Origin of the sequence: Nocardia sp. BMG111209, from assembly GCF_000381925.1 — a bacterium.
Taxonomy (GTDB): domain Bacteria; phylum Actinomycetota; class Actinomycetes; order Mycobacteriales; family Mycobacteriaceae; genus Nocardia.
Genome location: NZ_KB907308.1, coordinates 67,597 through 86,762 on the forward strand (window position 1 = coordinate 67,597; position 19,166 = coordinate 86,762).

The window sequence follows — 19,166 nt, forward strand, 5'->3', positions numbered from 1 at the left end:
GCGAGGATCGTCAGCCGATCGCGTGTCTGCCCTTGGCCGCGTGGTTTCGCCGGGCCGTGCGGAGCGCCGCGCGGAGCTGGGCGATCGACTTGCCCGCGATGACCGCGATGAAGGCGGTCACCGCGGCGAGCAATCCGACCGTCGCGGCCTGCCAGCCGAAGGGGTGGAGCAGTCGCAGCCAGGTGATGGTCAGGGCGGCCACGCTGCCCGCGGGGAAGGTGAACGACCAGAAGCTCAGCGAGAACGGCAGCGCGCGATAGCGCGGTAGCAACGCCACCTGGATCAGGACCATGAACGCCGTCAGCGCGGTCAGGCCACCGAATACGTCGTCGGGGCGGCCGCCGGAGATGGACAGCCATGCCGCCGCCGCGACGGCGGGCGGGGCGACCAGGATCGCCAGCGTCGGGATCAGCGGTTCCGGCAGGGTCGGGCGCAGCGCGAGCCGGAGGAAGAAGAACGCCGAGATCACCAGCCAGAAGAAGATCCCGACCGCGAAGGTGCCGACGGCCAGCCACTTCAGCCCGGTCTCGGCGGCGGCGAGCGCACCGACCAGGCCGGCCGCGCTGATCGGCAGGTAGTAGCCGCCGTGCACGGCTTCCAGCGCGAGTTCCCCGCGCATCCAGAAGCTGAGCATCCAGGCGCCGAACGCGGCGCCCGCGGCGACGGCGATCAGGGTCAGCAGGGTTCCGGCGAGCGGAATCGTGCGGTGCAGGCCCGCGCCGAGCAGCATGGCGGCGATCGGCAGCAGGGCCGCGAGCGGTCCGTGCGCGACGTGCGTGAGCTGCTCCGAGAGTGGCTGATCCGCGCGGGTGCCGCGATGCGCGTGCAGCGCGACCGTCACGAGCAGGCCGATCGCCGCGATCAGCCAGAGCGACTGCCCCGGCAGGTCCGTCACGCCGAGCGCGGTGGTCGCTACCGACCAGACCTGAGCGAGGCCGACCAAGCCCATCGGAATGGCCAGCGTGCTCAACGGAATACGGGTGGGCACACCTGCGGCATGCGCGGAGAGCGTTCGACCGGACACGGAAATGTCTTCCTGGCGAGGGGCGGAACGGCCCCGGCGGGTATGAACGGCCAATTGTTGACCTCTGGGTACAATACTGCTCCCGCGGAATCGGGTACAGACGCCGGCGACGTGAACTACGTCGCTTCGGCGACAGCTCGCGCGACTGCGGGGGCGAGGCGGGGCTGGGCACGATCCGGTCGACGGCCGATTCGTCACCGACAGTCTGTTTTCCGCTGTTCGTACGGTGAATATTGTTGTACGACAGGACAATTCGACACACTTCACGCGGATCATCGTTCGATCAGGGCGTCGCCGGGGTCTGCGAAGGCGCGCGGGGTCAGGGGTTCGAGTGGGTGGCCGACGGCGATCGCGCCGAGGGGTCGCCAGTCGTCCGGGAGGCCGAGAACGTCGCGGGTGGCGTCGGCGGCGAAGATCGTCGAGCCGATCCAGCAGCTCCCGATTCCCTTGACGGCCAACGACATCAGCAGGCCCTGGACCGCCGCGCCCGCGGCGACGGTGAACATGGTGGACTCGGCCGCCGTCCGGCGTTCGTCCGGATAGGCGTGAGCGCCCTCCGGAACGCAGATCGGAACGATCAGTTCGCGGGCCCGGAAGAGGATGTTGCCCTTGGCCATTCGTTTCTCGGCGGTATCGCGGTCGTGGCCGTCGCCGGTGAGATCGGCGCGCCAGCGGTCCCGCAGACCGGTGAGCAGAGCGCGGCGAACCTTGTTCGTGCGGATCCAGACGAATCGCACGGGACGGGTGTGATGCGGTGCCGGGGCGGTGAGCGCCTCCGCGATCGCCGTCCGGATCGCGGCGGGATCGACCGGGTCGTCGGAGAAGTGACGGATCGAGCGCCGCAATCGGAGCGCGTCCGCGCGGCCGCGTGTGACGGCCTCGTCGGTGCCGAGCCGGAACAGGTCCTGATCCGGGCGGCGGACGAGGTCTCGTGCGGTCGAGCCGTCGTCCTTCGGCCGCAGGCCGCGGACCACGGCGACGGGCACGCCGCCGAGTTTGCCTTTCACGAGATCGGCCGCCGCAGCGATCTCGTCGGCCGTCGCCACCTCGGTGACGGACAGTTCGTTGCCGTGCGCGTCGCGCGCACCGGCGTAGGCGTGCAGGACGGCCAGACCGGCTGCGCCGATCGCGGCGTCGGTCTGGCCGACGCGCCAGGCCCGGCCGAGCGTGTCGGTGACCACCACCGCGACCCGCACACCGAGCGCAGCCTCGACGGCTTCGCGGAGGGCCCGTGCGCTCGCATCGGGATTCGACGGCAGCACAACGAGTTCGGTGGCGGCGACGTTCGATCCGTCGATCCCGGAGGCGGCCTGCACGATTCCGAGGTGGTTCTCGGTGACGACGATGCGGCCCCGGCGCGCCACCACCCGGACGGCTTCCCGGGTGACGAGGTCGCGCCGGGCGGCCTCACGGGCGGCGGGATCGGCGGGGACGGTCACGATCCGGCCCTCCACCTTGGAGATCACCTTGCTGGTGACCACCAGGACGTCGTCGTCCGCGAGCCACGGCGCCGCGGCGACGATCGCCGCGGCCAGGTCGTCGCCGGGCCGGAATTCGGGCAGGCCCGGCACCGGCCGGATCTCGATCGAGCCGCCGGGGGCGTGATCGTCGGTCACCGCGGGGCTCCGATCAGGTCGATGGCGGTGCGGACCAGGTCCGCGGTGGTGTCGGGGCCGGTCATGATCAGGGGGACGCCGCGCACCTCGACGCCGGGGATGTCGGCGGTGTCGGTCTCGTGGACGAGCCAGCCGTCGAGGATCCCGGGCCCGTACCAGCGGCCGACCGCCTCGGCGGTGGTCCCCACGCCGAGAATGTCCAGACATCGATCGGCCATGCCGCGCAACGGTTTTCCGCCGATGATCGGCGAGATGCCGACCACCGCCGCGGTGGTGCCGCGCACCGCGGCACGGATGCCGGGCACCGCCAGGATCGCGCCGATACTGGCGACGGGATTCGACGGCGCCAGCAGCACGACATCGGCGCCCTCGATCGCCTCGGCCACTCCCGGCGCCGGTGTCGGCCGCTCGGCGCCGACGCGCGTGAAGCCGTGGGTCGGCACCTGCGCGCGGTAGCGGACCCACCACTCCTGGAAGTGGATCGTGCGCCGCTGCCCGTCGCCGGGATCGGTGATCACGACGTGGGTTTCGCTCCGGTCGTCGGTGGCCGGGACCAGCTGCACGCCCGGTTGCCAACGGCCGCACAGGGTTTCGGTGATCTCCGACAACGGGTGGCCGGCGCGCAGCATCCGGGTGCGGATCAGGGCGGTGGCGAGGTCCCGATCACCGAGTCCGAACCAATCGGGTTGCCTGCCGTAGGCGGTCAGTTCCGCTGTGGCATTCCAGGTTTCGCCGGACCGGCCCCAGCCGCGAGCCTTGTCGACGCCACCGCCGAGGGTGTACATGCAGGTGTCGAGGTCGGGGCAGATCCGCAGGCCGTGCATCCACGCGTCGTCGCCGACATTGACCACGGCGGTGATGTGGTGCGCGGCAACGGCTTCCGGCCGGTTCGCGCCGAGCAGCCGGCGCACGCCGAGCAGGAAGCGGGCGCCGCCCACGCCGCCGGTCAGTACGGTCACGTCCACGATCGGTCCATCACTGTCCGCCGGAATGTTCGGTGGTTCCGCTCGCGGCGGATACGGCGCCGCGGCCGGTCAGCAGTCCCAGGGACCACAGCAGGGTGGCCACGGCCCCGATGCCCGCGAGCACGCAGAAGATGACGACCGGTGGCCGGCCCGCGAGCACACCGCCGAGGATCGGCCCGCACACACCGCCGATCCGGCCCAGTCCCGAGACGAATCCGAGTACGCTGGAACGGATTTCGGCGGGGAAGTACGTGGCGACGAAGCCGAGCACGATCGGCTGCGTGCCGCCGGTCCCGGCTCCGGCGAGGAACAGGAAGACGTACAGCAGGGCCACCGGCATGTGGATCGCGAGGGCGAAGACCGCGACCGCGCCGATCGCGATCGCGGCCACGACCGCGCGGCGACTTCCGATCCGGTCGGCGATCCAGGATCCGCCGGACGCCCCCGCCGCGGCTCCGGTGCTGAAGATGAGCAGGAAGACCAGGGACGATCCGAGCGAGTGACCGTCGGCCTTCATGACCTGCGGCAGCCAGGTCAGCAGCCCGTACCACTGGATCTGGCTGCAGAAACTCACGAAGGTGACCACCGCGAGGGCCCGTCCGCCGGTGCGGCCGAGACCAGATACGGCGGCACGCAGGGCCGTTCGGGGGGCGGGGCCGGCCGGTTGCGCGCCGTCCGTGGTGGGCACCCAGCGGCCGAGTCGCACCGCGGCGACCGGAACCACGGTCAGCAGGGGAACGATGCCGCCGAGGAAGAAGACGCCACGCCAGTTCAGCGCGTTCAGGAAGGCCAGCGCCGTGAGTGCGGCGACGACGCCACCGAGCGGGAGACCGGCCAGGACCGCGCCGTTGACGAAATTCTTCCGCTGCGCGGGCGCGACGCTCATCCTGAATCCACTGACGGGGGTTTCGTGCTGGTCCGCGCGCCTGCGGCGCGCGGACCAGCGGGTTTCGGGCGTGGGGTAGCCGCTGGCCTGGCCAGCTTTTCCACGTGAGTCCTCGGTTCGGGCCCGTCGGGCGGGGATGGTCAGATGCTGTCGGGTTGTGGTGGTGTGTAACCGATTGTGTTGTGCCACAACGTGAGCCATGCGTCCGCCCAGGGCCAGCAGCGGGGCAGGTGCAGGATGGGACGCCGTTGAGGGCGAGCGAGCCGGGCGGGGATGGTGATGATTTTGCGGCGCAGGGTCGATCCGCGGGCCCGGCCGAGTCGGCCACCGGCCAGTATTCCGGCGGTGCGCAGCAGGTTGTGGGCGATCGCGGCGCACAGGACCCAGGCGAAGTTGGCGCCGAATTTCCCGGACGGAATGTGAGCCAGTGGCCCGTCGATCAGGTCGGCGAACACGGTTTCGATGATGGCGTGTTTGCGGTGGGTGATGTCGGCATCGGCGACGGGCTCGGTGGAGTTGGTGAAGAACGGGTGATACCGCCAGACCGGGAACAGGGCATCGGGGTATCGGGCGTCTTTCACCCGGCGCACGATCAGCCTCGCGGTGGTCCGGTCTTTCGTGGAAGCGAAAGCGGTATAAGAGATTTCGGCGACCTCGGCGTCGGAGATCCACTCACCGGTATCGGGATCACGCACGGCACCGGGATACCGCACCGGAGTCCATTGGTCTTCGCCGATCGCGGTGATCGCGGCGTTGACCGCCGAATTCTTGGTCAGTACCAGCGAGAACTGTGCCCCGGCGCGCAACGCGGCGCACACGACTTTGCGGGTGCCGTATGCGGAGTCCCCACGCACCAGCACGATGCCGGTGGCGCGGGCGGCACGAGCGGTGCCGATCGCGGCGGTAACCATCGATGCGGCACCTTTGCCCGAGCCGGTCTTACCTGCGCGTAGCCGTATCCCGGCGATCACCGGTGCCGCCAGGTCGGTGCTGATCGTGGTTGCCAGGGGTGAAAGTCCTTTGCGGAGAACCTTTTTCCCAGCAATCTTCGTGTGCCCGTACGACGCGCCCTGCTTCTGGTGGCCATAGACCGGGCGCAGCAGCGAATCGATATCGACGAAGGTCCGCACAGCCGCACCGGGCAACAGATCCGCGCGCGCGGTCAAGGCCAGCAGATGCTCGCGCATCACCGACTCCAACTGCTTGGCGTGACCGAATGTGAACTCCCGCAACAGAGTCCCGACCGTCGAGGGCGCATACACGCCACTGAACAGCGTCTTGCACCCGCCGCTGCGCAGCAGACCGATATCGTCGATGCTGTCCGCACCCGCACACATCCCGGCGATCAACGTGGCCAGTTTCGGTGCCGGGTTCACCGACCCGGACTTGACTCGTGGCGCGTCGATGGCAATTTTCTCGGTCAACAGCCTGGTCAGACCCGTCTGCTCGGCCAGGGTCATCACCGGAACCAACCCCGCCACCGACACGAGGCCATCATCATCGAACCTCGCCGAGGACTCGGCGAACCTGTGGAACAATCGCACTGAAAGTGTCTTTCGGAACTTGTCTTGGTTGTTGTGTGGTAACTCCAATCATCCCAGGTCAGAAGGCACTTTCTTCATTTCGACACACCCAAATACACCGAATTCATCGGTGGATTCAGGCTCATGGCCAGCGCGACCGCGGTCGGTACGACACCGCCGAGTCCGAGGCCGGCCGCGAACCGCGCGATACCCAGCAGTGCGGCGGTGGGTGCCACCGCGCACAGGATCATGCCGACGGAAAACCAGGTGATCGAGAGCAGGAACAATCGCCGGGCACCGTATCGGTCGGCGAGTACGCCGGTGACCACGGATCCGATGGCCATGCCCAGAATCGCCGCGCTGGCGATCACGCCGACGCGCGCGGTGGTCAGACCCCAATCGGCGTAGTGGAGCAATTTCGGTGTCGCGGCGCCGAATACGGCGAGGTCGTAGCCGTCGGCGGCCACCGCGAGGAAGGCGAGGAGGGCGATACCCAGATAGGTGGGCAGGCGAAAACGATTGTGCACAGGGGTCCTCGAAACGAAGAGAAGCCGAAAGTATTTCGGGAGGGGCTGCCGGTGGGATTCCGGAAAACAGCTAGCGATATTTCGACGCCTTACATGTGACGGCCGCCGGTGACCTCGAGCACCGTGCCCGTCATATAGCCGGCGAGGTCGGAGGCGAGGAAACACGCCACCGCCGCCACCTCGGCGGGTTCGCCGAAGCGCCGCATCGGGATCTCGGCCAGTCGCTGCTGCCAGATCTCCGCGCGCATCGTCTCGGTCATCGGGGTGCGGATCAGTCCGGGCTGGATCGCGTTGATCCGGACACCAAGGTGCGCAACCTCTTTGGCGGCGGCCTTGGTCAGGCCCACGATGGCGGCCTTCGCGGCACTGTAGTTGGTCTGGCCGACGTTGCCGACCTTGCCCGAGATCGAGGACATGTTCACGATCGACCCGCCGCCGTGCTCGCGCATGTGCGCGGACGCGGCCCGCACGCCGAGCCACGTGCCCTGGACATGGGTGTCGATCACCAGCCGGAAGTCGTCGAGCGACATCGTCCGCATGGTGGCGTCGCGCAGGACGCCCGCGTTGTTGACCATGATGTCGAGGCCGCCGTAGGCGGTGACCGCGGCCGCGACGAGTGCGGTCACCTCGTCCTCGGACGTGACGTCGCACCGGATCGCTTGCGCGGCACCCAGTTCGGCGGCCGCGGCCCGGGCCCGGTCCAGGTCCACATCGCCGAGGACGACATGCGCGCCCTCGGCCACGAACCGCTCGGCGACGGCCAGGCCGAGGCCCTGGGCACCACCGGTCACCACCGCGACCTTGTCTTTCAGCAACGCCATTGAGATTTCCTTCGTCGTTCGATTCGTGCCACGGGTGATCGCGGGTCACGGTTGCCGGGCGAGGACGGGTGTGCCGGAGCGAGACCGGCGCAGCGTGCGCAGGGTTGCGCGCAGGGCCGGGCCCGGCCGTGTCGTGGCGACGTCCAGCAGATCGGCGAGGTCGTCCACGTCTCGCCGCAGGGATTCGATACCGGGGCAGTCGATCTCGACCGCGCCGGAGTTCAGGTGCGCGCGGCGGGAACGCTCGCCGAAACGTGGATCCGGATCCGCGCCCCCGATCGCGGTCAGCAGGGTCGTCCCCACGCGGTGACGGTCCGCGACGAAGGCGCGCTCGTGCCGCGCGGCCGCCGAGAGTGCTCGGTCCAGATCCACACCGCGCAGGAACGGGAGGTCGGCAGGCAGAACCGCCAGCGGACTGTCCGGCCACAACTCGCGGGCGCGCCGGGCCCCCGCGCGCACGGCCTCGTTCAGGCCGCGGGCGTCGGGCACGAGTAGGGGCACAACGTCAGGGGCCAGCACCTCGGCCGCGTCCCGGAACCGGTCCACGACATCCGGGGCCGATACCTCGACCGCGTCCTGGACTCGGTCCACGACGACCACGACCGCCCGGACCTGCGACGCCGCCCGGATCGCCGCGACCGTATCCCGGAACATGGCACGTACGACCGCCTGCCGGGTGTGCGGCCGAAGCAGCAGCCGCGATTTCGCGGAGGTGATGTCGCGCTGGGGCACGACGGCCACCCAGGTTCCGGGCGGGAATTCGCCGGTCCCCGTTGCCGATTCCGCGTTCATCGGTCGGCCGTCCCGACCACGAGCGGCAGCACGGAACGCACCCGGTCGTCGAATTGCCGTGCCGCAGCGGCACGTTCGGCATCAATCTCGCCGTAGGTGGTGGTGCGCTGCCGGACCGGCCGGCCCGCGGCCGCACCCATCGCGGTGATGTCGGCGACGGTCTTCATCGACCCGTTGGTCGAACCGGCCATGCGGCTGATGGTCTCCTCCATCAGGGTTCCGCCGAGGTCGTTGACCCCGCCGCGCAGCAGTTCCACGCATTCGTCCGGCCCGAGTTTGACCCAGGAGCACTGGATGTTGTCGATGTGGCCGTGCAACATCAGCCGCGCCAGCGCGTGCACCGCGCGGTTGTCGCGCCGGGTCGGTCCCGGCCGCGCCAGGCCGGCGAGATAGATCGGCGAGCTCCGGTGCACGAACGGCAGCGGCACGAATTCGGTGAAACCGCCCGTCTCCCTTTGGATATCGAGCAGCACCCGGAGGTGGCCGACCCAGTGCCGAGGCTGGTCCACATGTCCGTACATCATCGTCGCGGTGGTGCGGATCCCGAGCCGGTGCGCCGTCTCGATCACCCGGATCCATTCGGCCGCAGGCAGTTTGCCCTTGGTGAGCACCCACCGGATCTCGTCGTCCAGGATCTCGGCGGCGGTGCCCGGCACGGAGTCCAGTCCGGCCCGGCGGGCCTCGGTCAGCCATTCGGCCACCGAAATGCCCATGCGCGCAGCGCCACTCACGATCTCCATGGGTGAGAACGCGTGCAGGTGGATATCCGGGCTGCGGCGTTTGGTCTCCGCGGCCAGGTCGAGATGGATGGTGCTGGGCAGGCCGGGATCGATACCGCCCTGCATACAGATCTCGGTGGCGCCGACCGCCCACGCCTGGGCGACCCGCTCCCCCACCTCGGCGACCGACAGCCGGTAGGCGTCGGCATCGCTCGCGCGCTGCGCGAACGCGCAGAACCGGCATCCGGTGTAGCAGACGTTGCTGAAGTTCAGATTCCGGTTGACCACATAGGTGACCGTGTCGCCCACCGTCGACTGCCGGACCCGATCCGCCAAGGCGCACAAGGCTTCCAGATCCGCGCCGTCGGCGTGCACGAGCGCCAGGGCCTCGGCGTCGCTCAGACCGGCGGGGTCCCGTTCGGCGGCGCGCAGCGCGGCGCGCACCTCGCCGTCCAGGCGGACGGGAGCGCCGGTGGCGGCCCGCGCGGACATCTCCTCGCCGAGCACCGCCCAGTCGCCGAAGGCATCGGCGAAGTCACCGCGGGTCTCGGTGCGGCGGCCCTCGGTATCGATCTCCAGGTGCAGATCGGTTCTGCCACTGGACCGATCGGGCACGACGACGTCCTGCCACGGCCGGCCCGCGGGGATCACGTCGGCGGCCAGTCCGGTCGCGGGGTCGGCCAGCGCCAGCAGGTGCGGCCGGACCCGAGCGTCGACCCATCGTTCGCCGGCGAGCACGTACTGCGGCTGCACGGCCAGGCGTTCCCGCAGTTCGAATCCGGCGGCGGCGCTCAGTTCGCGCAGGCGCGCGAGCTGCGGCCAGGGCCGCTCGGGGTTGACGTGGTCGGGGGTCAGCGGTGAGACGCCACCCCAGTCGTCGACGCCGGCGGCGAGCAGGCGGCCCAGTTGCCCGGGTTCGGAGAGGTTCGGCGGGGCCTGTACGCGCATCGAGGGGCCGAGCAGGATTCGGGCGACGGCGATCGTGGCGAGGTACTCGTCGAAATCGGCGTCGGCGGCCGACCGCATCGCGGTGTCCGGCTTGGCCCGGAAGTTCTGGACGATCACCTCCTGGACGGCGCCGTACTGCCGGGCGATCCGGCGGATCCGGAGCAGGGATTCGACCCGGTCGGCGTGCGACTCGCCGATCCCGACCAGGATTCCGGTCGTGAACGGGATGTTCGAGCGGGACGCGTCCTCGATGCAGGCCAGCCGGACGGCCGGATCCTTGTCGGGGGAACCGTAGTGGCAGCCCCCGGGTTCGGCCCACAGCGAGCGCGCGGTCGTCTCCAGCATCAGGCCCATGGATCCGGCGACCGGCTTGAGGCGCTGGAGTTCGTCCCACGTCATGACGCCGGGATTCAGGTGCGGCACCAGACCGGTCTCCTCGAGCACCCGCACGGCCATGGCCCGCACATACGACAGCGTGTCCGCGTAGCCGCGCGATTCCAGCCAGTCGCGGGCGGCCGCCCATCGGTCCTCGGGCCGGTCGCCGAGGGTGAACAGCGCTTCCTTGCAGCCGAGCCGGGCACCCGCGCGGGCGATCTCGAGGACCTCGTCCGGGGACAGGAACGGCTCGTCGACCCGGCCGGGGGTCGTGGCGAAGGTGCAGTAGTGGCAGCGGTCGCGGCACAGCCGGGTGAGCGGGACGAAAACCTTCCGGCTGTAGGTGACCACTCCGGGACGACCGGCGTCGAACAGTCCGGCCGAGCGGATACCCGCGGCGATCTCGCACAGCCGGTCGAGGTCGGCGCCCCGGGCGCCGAGCAGGAGTTCGGCCTCTCCGGCGTCGATGGTCTTCGCCGCGCCGGCCCGCGCGAGCGCGCGTCGCAGCCCGGTCATCTGCTCGCTCCCAGGCCCATGGACCGCGCGATGAAGTCGAGTTGGACCGAGGGCGGTCCCGCCACGACGCGCGCGATGATCCCGTCGGAGTGATGCATCGGCAGGGCGTGGTCGCGCACGTAGCCGTAGGCGCCCTGGATCTGCATCGCCAGCGCCGAGGATTCCGCGTACAGCTGGCCGGAGAGGTATTTCGCCATCGTGCTCTCCACCTCGCACGGCAGGCCCGCATCGAACCGGTCGGCCGACCGGCGGACCGCGCACCGGGCCGCGTCGAGCCGGACGAACATCTCGGCCAGCGGCAGGGTGACGCCCTGATAGGCGGACAGCGCCTTGCCGAACTGCTCGCGCTCGTTGGCGTAGTGGACGGTCAGGTCGATCACCGCCGCCACGCTGCCGAGGAAGCCGGAGCTGATCATGATGCGTTCGAGGACCAGGCGTTCCTTGAGGATCTGCCAGCCCTGACCGGGCGCACCCAGCAGCGCGGTGGCCGGCAGCGCGACATCGCGCAGGAAGACCTCGTAGATGCCGCTGATGTTGCGGCCGAGCGCGGGCATCCGCCGGACCTCGACACCCGGATGATCGACCGGGACCAGGAAGACGGCGAGCTGGTCGCGTTTGCGGCCGCCCCCGCCGACCCGGGCGACCAGTTCCATCACCGCGCCGGGCAGTCCCGCCCCTTCGCAATAGGTCTTCTGGCCGTTGACGATCCATCCGTCGGCGGACCGCTCCGCGCGGGTCGTCACGCTCGCCGCGTCGGAGCCCACATCGGGTTCGCTGACGGCGATCGACAGGCGCGCGGCACCCGCGAGCACCGGCGCCGCATAGGTTTCGCGCTGCTCCGGCGTGCCCCAGCGGTGGAGGTCGCGCAGCCCGCTGAGATTCAGGTTGAACAGGGCCACGAGATCGGAACTGGCCCGGCCGATCTCCTCGCAGAGGGTGATCAGCAGGCCCGCGGTCTCGTCGGCGGTGTCGTCGCCGGTGACGACGTCGTACCAGCCGAGGCGGGCGATCTCGCGGAACAGGTTCTCGGGGTAGGTCCCCGACTCGTCCCAGATCCGCACGTCGTGGGCCGGCGCGTAGCGGGCCAGGAACGCTCGCACGGTGGTGCGCAGGTCGTCGTGCTCGTCGGTTCGGATGGTGCTCATGGCTGCCCTTTCGAGGGTGGTCGGTCGATCGCGGGGGCCCGCTTCCCGGCGGAGAGGCCCGTTTTGAGATCGCGCAACAGCGCGACCGGAAGCGCCGCGAGCCGGGCGGCCGTCTCGCGGGCCCTCCCGTCGAGCGCGGCCGCCGGAACGACCTCCACCAGGCCCAGCCCGGCCAGATCGTCGGCGGTGAAACGTTCGTCGAGGGCGAGCAACCGCAACGCTCGCGCCGGACCGACGGCGGCCCCGAGCCTCCGCACGGTGCTGTCCGGTGGCGGAAACCCCAGCGGGAGTTCGGGAAACCGGAACCACGCGGCGGGTGCGGCGAGGGTGATGTCCGCCGCCGCGGCGACGGCCCAGCCGGCGCCGACCGCGGCGCCCTGGACCGCCGCCACCACCGCCGGAAAGTCGCCGAGCAGGTCCAGGCTCTGTTCGATCAGGCGACGCCGCAGGCCCGGCCGCCCGGTCGCGGTCCCGTCGTCGGAGCGCACGTCGGCGCCCGCGCAGAACACCGGGCCCGTCGCGCGCACGAGTACGACACCGGCACCCGCGCGACTGCCCTCGGCGAGTCCGGCGACGAAGGCCTCGAGCAGCGGGATGTCGAGCGCGTTGCGGGCCTCGGGACGATCGAGGGTCAGCACGACCAGGTTGCCGAGCCGCTCGGCCGGGCACAGCTGCCGTGGGGTGCCGGCGCTCATCCGAGTTCCGCCAGGACCTGGGCCGTCAGCAGGCCGACCGCCTCGCGGGGATCGGGGCCCACCGGCGCGCCGATATAGGCCTCGGTGAATCCGGCGTTCGCCGCGTACTCGAGCAATTCGGCCAGCGCATCGATGCAGTCCCCGGGCGTACCCGAGACGATGAGCTGATCCGCGACCTCCTGCGGAAGCAGTTCGGCGGCCGCGTCCACCCCGTCACCGGCCTGGACCGCCGCGCGCGTGGCCGCGTAGTCGGACGGTTCGAATCCGGCGTCGTGCAGATTCTGCGTGGGCTGCTGGGTGACGATCAGGGTCGCCTGCCGCCGGGCGGCCGCGCGGGCCCGGTCCCGGTCGGCCGACACCGACAGGTTCACGCCGTAGATCCGGGTGAATTCCGCCCGCTCGCTGCGCTGCCGGCCCCGGTCGAGCGCGTCGAGGTTGCTCACGGCGTCGAACCGGCCGCTGCGGAAGGCGGCGAGGCTGTGACCGGGGAAATTGCTGGCGCAGATGACGCCGTCCGCCAGCTCACCGGCCATCTCCAGCACCTTGGGCCCGGTGCCGGCGACCACCACGCGCACGTCGGCCGCGCGGGTCCAGGAGAACGATGCCCGGCCGTCGGCCCGCAGGCCCAGGGCCGCGCAGGTCTGCGGATAGTCACCCATCGTGACCGCCTCGCCCCGCCACAGCCGCCGGCACATCGTGATGAACTCCGCCACCCGTTCGACCGGTTTCTCCGGCGACATGAGCGCGCGGACCAGCCCGCCGCCGGTGCCGACTCCCATGCTGACCCGGCGGCCCTCGGGCATGAACTCCGCCAGCGTGGCCATGCTCGACGCCAGTTCGAGCGGGTTGCGACCGAACGGGAAGGTCACCGCCGTGCCGACCCCGACGCCGGTGCGCGCGGCGATCGCGCCGAGCAGCGCGGCGACCCCGCGGGACTGGAGTTGGTCACTGAGCCATACGGTTTCGAATCTGCGGGCCGCGATCTCGGCCACTTCCACCATCTCCGGCCCGCCGGCCCAGCCGTGGAGCTGGATGCCCTTGAGCATCGCACTTCTTTTCATGATATTGAACTCGAATCATTATGTTGAACAGATTGTGGACAGACCACGGCGACGGTGAATTGCGGGCCCAGGGGGTGTCGGTCAGGGTCTGGCGTAGTCCGGCGTGACCAGCACCGTGCTCCGGATCTCGGCGATGAGCGGCCCGTCGCGCTCGGTCCGCGCCTTCAGCGCGAGCCACCGGGGGTCGGCCCGGAACCGGGCCCAGTGCGCGGCCGCGGTCTCGGCGTCGGGGAAGGCCAGCAGGTAGACGATCCGGGAACGGTTGCCGATCTCGTGCCAGAAGCCCTCGACCCGGAGTCCGAGTTCGGCGAACAGGGCCAGCGTGTCGTCGGCGAAGCGGCGGTGCAGGGCCTCCGAGCGGCCCGGCAGCGCGGTGTACTCACGCAGCTCGTGGATCATGGACCACTCCGTTCACGGCGAGTCCCGAGCGCGTCTTGTAGCGCCGGTTGACGTTGATGAGTACGGCGGTCAGCGGTTCCAGTTGCCGGGCCACCCGCAGCGTCCCGCCGTCGATGCCCGGCCGGCCGGTGATCGCGACCGCCAGCCGGGCCACCTCGTCCTTGGCGGCGCGGTCGTCGCCGCAGACGAGCACGTCCTCGGGCAGATAACCCTCGTGCCCCCAGAGGTTGATCGCCGAGAGGTGATGGAAGGCGGCGACCACGGTGGCCTGCGGCGCGAGGTCGCGCAGCTGCTCGGCGGCGCTGCCCTCCGCGACGTCCAGGCCGTAGGCCCCGGCCTTGTCGAAGCCGAGCGGGTTCACGCAGCTCACGACGAGTTTGCCCGCGAGGACGGGTGCCAGTTCCGTGACCAGTTCCCGGTGGCCGTCGTACGGCACGACCAGTACGACGACGGGACATTCGGCGGCGGCCGACGCGTTGTCGGCGGCGCCGACCTGCGCACCGTCGCCGGCGTGCGCGCGCACCTCCGCGGCCGCCTGCTCCGCGCGTGCCACGGACCGTGATCCGATGACCACGGGCCGACCGGCCACCGCGAACCGATAGGCCAGCCCCTTTCCCTGGGGTCCGGTGCCGCCGACGACGGCGATCTTCTTCGTCATCCATAACTCCTGTGCTGGGACACCTCCGGCGGTGAGCCCGAGGTGAGTGGTCGGCCCTGGCGGGTCGGCCGGGACGGTGTGCCCCGGAAGGGCCACCGCTCGAAGCGAATCGGTCAGTCGAGGCCCGCTGTCCGGTTGGATGCCGGGTAGTCCGCGGGGATGCGTCCGCCGATGTGCGAGCTGATCTCGCGGGATGCCGTGACGAGGTAGTCGGCGATGCCGGCCACCCCCTCGACGGTGAGGTCGTCGCCGATGCCGAGCAGGGAGAGGAACAGGCAGGGCGCACCGTCCCGGTCGAACACCGGGACCCCGACGACGTTGAGCTCGGGCCGGTATTCGCCGTAGACCGCGCCGTAGCCCTGCGCCCGGAGCTCGGCGAGCTCCGCGGCGGGGTAGCTGACCTGCTCGGCCCGGCCCCGGCTCGGCCACGCCGCCGCGAGGCGGCTGATCAGCGGCGTGTCCCGGTCGAACCGCGCGCCGACCTCGATGGTGACCTTGACGGGTTTGCGGCTCTCGATCTTCGCGATCGCCGTGAAGTGCCCGTCCGGCATCGGCTGAATGGCCAGGCAGGCCAGCTCGGTCCGTTCGGCCAGCCACTCCATATAGGTGCGGGAGGCGGCGACCGCCGAGGTCCGCGCGATCGCGGCCACCCCGAACTCCACCAGCAGCGGCCCGAGGTTGTACCGGCGGGTCTCCTGGTCGTACACGACGAGGCCCTCGACCAGCATGGTCCGCAGCAGGACCGACGCGGTGCTCTTGGCCAGCCCGCAGCGCTTGGCCAGCTCGGTGAGCGTGGCCCCGGCGGACTGCTGAACCAGCGCCTCGAGCACCCGGGCGGCGCGCGTGATGGCCGGCACCAGCTGTTCACCCGATTCGTCGGTTGCGTTGCTTCCCAGGCCTTCTGCCTTGGTCACGAGTTCCTACCTTCGTCGTGCCGATGCTTGTCAGCTGACCGTAGCGGCCCGGCCGACCAGTTCGACGAAGTGGAAGAGGGTGCCGTCGGGGTCGCGGGCGAACAGCAGCCGCCAGCCGCCGACCCCGTCCGCCCCGATGACGGACTGTGGCGTGTGCAGGAATTCGACGCCCTCGGCGGACAGCCGCGTGTATTCGGCGTCGATATCGTCGGTCAGGATGGAGAACCGGCACAGGCCCGGGTGCACGAGGTCGCTCTGTGCCCGGCCCTCGGAATGCGCGTCCCGCCATTCGATCAGGTCCAGCATGGCCTCGTCCGGGGAATCGTTCAGGCGCATGTGCGCGAAGCGCAGCCGGCTCGCGCCCTCGACCATGAACGCGCGCGCGAGGTTGGCGTCGTCCACCTCCTGGTCCTGCATGACCTCGAATCCGATGCGCCGATAGAAGGCGATCGAGGCGTCCATATCGGTCACATTGATGCCGACGTGCCAGAACTTTCGCATTGTCTCGTCTTTCTGTGTGTCCGCGGTCGCGGATGTCGTCGGGAGGGCACGGTGTTCACGCCGGATGCACCAGCGCGCGGCGCCGGATCTTGCCGGTTTCCGTGCGCGGCAGTTCGGCGACCGCCTCGATCTCGCGGGGGCGGGCATGTGGTCCGACCGCATTGGCGACGAGTTCGCGCAGTTCCGTGCGCATCTCGTCGGTGAGCTCGCCGGAGGTCAACTGCACGAAGGCCTTGATCCGCTGGCCGGTCTCCGGGTCGGGCAGCCCGACCGCCGCCGCGGCCAGGACCCGCGGATGCCGGCCGAGTACCGCCTCGATCTCCGCCGGGCCGATGCGGTAGCCGCGGCTCTTGATCACATCGTCGGCGCGGCCGACGTATTCGAGCCGGCGGCCGTACGCGATCCGCGCGAGATCGCCGGTGCGGTGCCAACTGTCGGCGGGCGGCACCGGGCGCGCCGACGCGGCGTCCCAATAACCCAGCAGCGCAACCGGATCGGGCAGTTCGAGGGCGATCTCGCCGACCTCGCCGCGCGCGACCCGGGCACCCTGTTCGTCCAGCAGCGCGATCCGGTGGCCGGGATAGGGCGCTCCCATGGTGTCGTCGTCGACGGATCCGAGTACGCCGGAATCGCCGATGAGGGCATTGGCCTCGGTCTGGCCGTAGGCCTTGTTGACCGCGTCGCTGAGATTGCGTCGCGCCCAGCCCAATTCGGCCACACCGGCCGGTTCGCCGCCGGTGACCACCGCGCGCAGGCGGGCTTGGGCCGGTTTCCCGTGTTCGGCGAACATCCGCAGCACCGACGCCGGCAGGAAGGCCGTCGTCACGCCGAGGCGGCTCATCGTGTCCAGGGTCGCGCCGGGATCGAAGCGCCGGGGCCGGTGCGCCACCACGGGCACGCCGAGCGACCACGGCACCAGCAAGCCGAGCATCAGGCCGCCGATCCAGCCCCAGTCCGCGGTGCCGAAATAGATGTCTCCGGGCCGGAACAGCTCGAAGGCGTAATCGACGCCGGCATGTCCGAGCAGGGCCCGATGTCCGTGCACGATGCCCTTCGGCGCGCCGCTGGTACCCGAGGTGTAGATCAGCAGCGCCGGATCGTCGGCCCGCCGCGGGACCGGATCGAGCGGGTCGACCCGGCGGATCAGATCCCCGAGTCCCGGGCCGCCGGCGCTGTCCACGGTGAGCACGTCGACGTCGCGCAGGGAACATCCGGTCGATTCGAGCCGGTCGACGCCGGGACCGTCGGTGACCACCACGGTCGCGCCGGAATCGACGAGCCGGTGCGTCACCGAGGCACCGGTGAGCAGCCGCGGGACCGGCACGAGTACCGCCCCCGCGGTCAGCACGCCGAACACGACCTCGGCGGCCTCCACCGACGGATCGAGGTACAGCAGCACCCGGTCCCCGGGCCCGATCCCGCGGCCCCGGAGGACCGCGGCGATCCGCACCGCGGCCCGCTGGATCCGGCCGAACGTCACCGTTTCGGGCAGGTGGGTCCCGTCGCGCAGCACGGCCACGGCGTCGGGATTCTGCGCGAACAGGGCATCCTCGGTGATCGTGTAGTCCGCGGCGGGCACCCAGTCCGCGCGGTGACGGGCCTGGAGCAATCGGCGGACGGTGCGCGCGGAGGTCAGTCCAGGCGTGCCCATACGCTCTTCTCCTTGGTGAAGCTCTCGACGGCGGCCTGACCCAGGTCGCTGCCGTAGCCGCTCTGCCCGAAGCCCCGGTACGGGGACGCGGGATTGAGCACACCCCAGCTGTTGATCCACACGTTGCCCGCGTCGAGGGTCTGCGCGAACCGCAGCGCGCGGCCCACGTCGCGGGTGAAAATGCCTGCGGCCAAACCGAATACGGTGTCGTTGGCGAGGGTGATCGCCTGCTCCTCGCCCTCGAACGGCAGTACCGACAGCACGGGCCCGAAGATCTCCTCCCGCGCGATCCGCATATCCGCGGTGACGTCGGTGAACAGCGTCGGCCGGTAGTAGAAGCCCGGATCCGTATCTGGCGCCGGATCGCCGCCGCTGACCAGCGTGGCGCCCTGCTCGGCCCCCGACACGACGTACGAGTGCACCGACGCGCGCTGTTCGGCGCTGATCAACGGGCCGATCTCGGTCTCCCGGTCGAGCGGGTCGCCGACCCGGGCGGACTCGACCCGCGCGCGGAGGAGTTCGATCACCTCGTCGTAGATGGGCCGTTCGACGAGCAGCCGGCTGGCCGCCGTGCAGGTCTGGCCCTGGTTGCTGTACATCGCCTGGAAGACCACGGCCGCAACGGCTTTCGGGGACGAGTCGCCGAAGGCCACGAGCGCAGACTTGCCGCCGAGTTCGAGCGAGGCGGTGATGAGCCGGTCGGCCGCCAGGCCCCCGATCTGCTTACCGATCTCGGTCGAACCGGTGAAGGTCACCTTGCCGACCCCCGGATGCCGCACCAGCGCGTTGCCCGCCACCGAACCGCGACCGGGCAGGACGTTCACCAGCCCCGGCGGCAGCCCGGCCGCCAGCGCCAGCTCACCGAGCGCGACCGGCACCAGCGGCGCGAGTTGCGCGGGCTTCAGCACGATCGCGTTACCCGTCGCGAGCGCCGGGGCGATCTTCCAGATCGCTTGCACCGCAGGGAAATTCCACGGCGTGATGGCACCCACCACCCCGATCGGCTCGCGCACGGTGTAGTTGAGGAATCGGCCCGGCGCGGGTGTGGTGCGACCCTCGATCTTGGTGACCAGACCCGCGAAGTACTCGAGGGTCTCGATCATGATCGGCAGGTCGACCCCGAGCGATTCGCGGATCGGCTTACCCATGTCCCGGCTCTGCAACTCGGCCAGTTCGACCTTGTGTTCCTCGAGGAGCGCGGCATAGCCGAACAGCAGCCGGGTGCGCTGGGCCGGCCGCATACGCTGCCAGACCCGGGCCGCGGCCGCGGCCGCCTCGACGGCACGGGCGACGTCGTCGGCCGTGGCCTCGGCGACGGTCGCCAGGTGCGACCCGTCGGCCGGATCGATCGAATCGAAGGTCGCCCCGGTCGAGGACGGACCCGGTTGATCGCCGATGACGAGGGGAACCGAAGTGGTGAGTGCCTGCAC

Annotated in this window: 18 protein-coding genes; all 18 read right to left on the minus strand. The window is 70.5% G+C overall.

Features of this window, described 5'->3' with window-relative positions; genetic code table 11:
- Positions 1 to 10: 10 nt before the first annotated feature.
- The 18 genes from G361_RS0123710 to G361_RS0123795 all read right to left on the minus strand — a co-directional run bounded on the left by G361_RS0123710 (position 11) and on the right by G361_RS0123795 (position 19,166).
- Complete coding sequence (locus tag G361_RS0123710; RefSeq protein WP_155981755.1) at positions 11 to 1,024, minus strand: potassium-tellurite ethidium and proflavin transporter; 1,014 nt, start codon at positions 1,022 to 1,024, stop codon at positions 11 to 13.
- Positions 1,025 to 1,296: 272 nt separating this feature from the next.
- On the minus strand, positions 1,297 to 2,640 hold the full coding sequence (locus tag G361_RS0123715) for a coenzyme F420-0:L-glutamate ligase (protein WP_019929605.1): 1,344 nt from the start codon (positions 2,638 to 2,640) through the stop codon (positions 1,297 to 1,299).
- Complete coding sequence (gene cofD / locus G361_RS51135) at positions 2,637 to 3,605, minus strand: 2-phospho-L-lactate transferase (RefSeq protein ID WP_019929606.1); 969 nt, start codon at positions 3,603 to 3,605, stop codon at positions 2,637 to 2,639. The genes G361_RS0123715 and cofD overlap by 4 nt, the downstream gene beginning before the upstream one ends.
- Before the next feature lie 10 nt (positions 3,606 to 3,615).
- The gene (locus tag G361_RS44695) at positions 3,616 to 4,491 is read right to left on the minus strand and encodes an MFS transporter (RefSeq protein ID WP_019929607.1); all 876 of its coding nucleotides are present in this window, start codon (positions 4,489 to 4,491) and stop codon (positions 3,616 to 3,618) included.
- A gap of 140 nt (positions 4,492 to 4,631) precedes the next feature.
- Positions 4,632 to 6,035, minus strand: a complete 1,404-nt coding sequence (locus G361_RS0123730; RefSeq protein WP_019925568.1) for an IS1380 family transposase — start codon at positions 6,033 to 6,035, stop codon at positions 4,632 to 4,634.
- Positions 6,036 to 6,109: 74 nt separating this feature from the next.
- The gene (locus G361_RS0123735) at positions 6,110 to 6,541 is read right to left on the minus strand and encodes an MFS transporter (protein ID WP_019929608.1); all 432 of its coding nucleotides are present in this window, start codon (positions 6,539 to 6,541) and stop codon (positions 6,110 to 6,112) included.
- Positions 6,542 to 6,630: 89 nt separating this feature from the next.
- The gene (fabG, locus tag G361_RS0123740) at positions 6,631 to 7,362 is read right to left on the minus strand and encodes a 3-oxoacyl-ACP reductase FabG (RefSeq protein WP_019929609.1); all 732 of its coding nucleotides are present in this window, start codon (positions 7,360 to 7,362) and stop codon (positions 6,631 to 6,633) included.
- 45 nt (positions 7,363 to 7,407) lie between these two features.
- Complete coding sequence (cofC, locus tag G361_RS44700) at positions 7,408 to 8,154, minus strand: 2-phospho-L-lactate guanylyltransferase (RefSeq protein WP_019929610.1); 747 nt, start codon at positions 8,152 to 8,154, stop codon at positions 7,408 to 7,410.
- Positions 8,151 to 10,712, minus strand: a complete 2,562-nt coding sequence (locus tag G361_RS0123750; RefSeq protein ID WP_019929611.1) for a bifunctional FO biosynthesis protein CofGH — start codon at positions 10,710 to 10,712, stop codon at positions 8,151 to 8,153. Before G361_RS0123750 ends, cofC begins: the two co-directional genes overlap by 4 nt.
- Positions 10,709 to 11,857 (minus strand): acyl-CoA dehydrogenase family protein, encoded by a 1,149-nt coding sequence (locus G361_RS0123755; RefSeq protein WP_019929612.1) that lies wholly within the window; start codon positions 11,855 to 11,857, stop codon positions 10,709 to 10,711. Before G361_RS0123755 ends, G361_RS0123750 begins: the two co-directional genes overlap by 4 nt.
- Positions 11,854 to 12,552, minus strand: a complete 699-nt coding sequence (locus tag G361_RS44705) for an enoyl-CoA hydratase/isomerase family protein (RefSeq protein WP_019929613.1) — start codon at positions 12,550 to 12,552, stop codon at positions 11,854 to 11,856. The genes G361_RS0123755 and G361_RS44705 overlap by 4 nt, the downstream gene beginning before the upstream one ends.
- Positions 12,549 to 13,613: an LLM class flavin-dependent oxidoreductase gene (locus G361_RS0123765; protein ID WP_231387084.1), complete on the minus strand. Its 1,065-nt coding sequence runs from the start codon at positions 13,611 to 13,613 to the stop codon at positions 12,549 to 12,551. The genes G361_RS44705 and G361_RS0123765 overlap by 4 nt, the downstream gene beginning before the upstream one ends.
- Positions 13,614 to 13,694: 81 nt before the next feature.
- The gene (locus G361_RS0123770) at positions 13,695 to 14,012 is read right to left on the minus strand and encodes an NIPSNAP family protein (protein ID WP_019929615.1); all 318 of its coding nucleotides are present in this window, start codon (positions 14,010 to 14,012) and stop codon (positions 13,695 to 13,697) included.
- The gene (gene npdG / locus G361_RS0123775) at positions 13,993 to 14,670 is read right to left on the minus strand and encodes an NADPH-dependent F420 reductase (protein WP_019929616.1); all 678 of its coding nucleotides are present in this window, start codon (positions 14,668 to 14,670) and stop codon (positions 13,993 to 13,995) included. The genes G361_RS0123770 and npdG overlap by 20 nt, the downstream gene beginning before the upstream one ends.
- Positions 14,671 to 14,783: 113 nt before the next feature.
- A complete protein-coding gene (locus G361_RS0123780) occupies positions 14,784 to 15,584 on the minus strand; it encodes an IclR family transcriptional regulator (protein WP_019929617.1) in 801 nt (266 codons plus the stop codon).
- 30 nt (positions 15,585 to 15,614) lie between these two features.
- Positions 15,615 to 16,085, minus strand: a complete 471-nt coding sequence (locus G361_RS0123785) for a VOC family protein (RefSeq protein ID WP_019929618.1) — start codon at positions 16,083 to 16,085, stop codon at positions 15,615 to 15,617.
- Positions 16,086 to 16,140: 55 nt separating this feature from the next.
- Positions 16,141 to 17,736 (minus strand): AMP-binding protein, encoded by a 1,596-nt coding sequence (locus G361_RS0123790; RefSeq protein WP_019929619.1) that lies wholly within the window; start codon positions 17,734 to 17,736, stop codon positions 16,141 to 16,143.
- Positions 17,718 to 19,166 (minus strand): aldehyde dehydrogenase, encoded by a 1,449-nt coding sequence (locus tag G361_RS0123795; RefSeq protein WP_019929620.1) that lies wholly within the window; start codon positions 19,164 to 19,166, stop codon positions 17,718 to 17,720. The genes G361_RS0123790 and G361_RS0123795 overlap by 19 nt, the downstream gene beginning before the upstream one ends.

What these genes read in the sequence shown, in the direction of transcription:
- G361_RS44695 (WP_019929607.1), bottom strand. Translation starts at nt 4,491, where the DNA reads ATGAGCGTCGCGCCCGCGCAGCGGAAGAATTTCGTCAACGGCGCGGTC.
- fabG (WP_019929609.1), bottom strand. Translation starts at nt 7,362, where the DNA reads ATGGCGTTGCTGAAAGACAAGGTCGCGGTGGTGACCGGTGGTGCCCAG.
- cofC (WP_019929610.1), bottom strand. Translation starts at nt 8,154, where the DNA reads ATGAACGCGGAATCGGCAACGGGGACCGGCGAATTCCCGCCCGGAACC.
- G361_RS0123750 (WP_019929611.1), bottom strand. Translation starts at nt 10,712, where the DNA reads ATGACCGGGCTGCGACGCGCGCTCGCGCGGGCCGGCGCGGCGAAGACC.
- G361_RS0123755 (WP_019929612.1), bottom strand. Translation starts at nt 11,857, where the DNA reads ATGAGCACCATCCGAACCGACGAGCACGACGACCTGCGCACCACCGTG.
- G361_RS44705 (WP_019929613.1), bottom strand. Translation starts at nt 12,552, where the DNA reads ATGAGCGCCGGCACCCCACGGCAGCTGTGCCCGGCCGAGCGGCTCGGC.
- G361_RS0123765 (WP_231387084.1), bottom strand. Translation starts at nt 13,613, where the DNA reads ATGAAAAGAAGTGCGATGCTCAAGGGCATCCAGCTCCACGGCTGGGCC.
- G361_RS0123770 (WP_019929615.1), bottom strand. Translation starts at nt 14,012, where the DNA reads ATGATCCACGAGCTGCGTGAGTACACCGCGCTGCCGGGCCGCTCGGAG.
- npdG (WP_019929616.1), bottom strand. Translation starts at nt 14,670, where the DNA reads ATGACGAAGAAGATCGCCGTCGTCGGCGGCACCGGACCCCAGGGAAAG.
- G361_RS0123785 (WP_019929618.1), bottom strand. Translation starts at nt 16,085, where the DNA reads ATGCGAAAGTTCTGGCACGTCGGCATCAATGTGACCGATATGGACGCC.
- G361_RS0123790 (WP_019929619.1), bottom strand. Translation starts at nt 17,736, where the DNA reads ATGGGCACGCCTGGACTGACCTCCGCGCGCACCGTCCGCCGATTGCTC.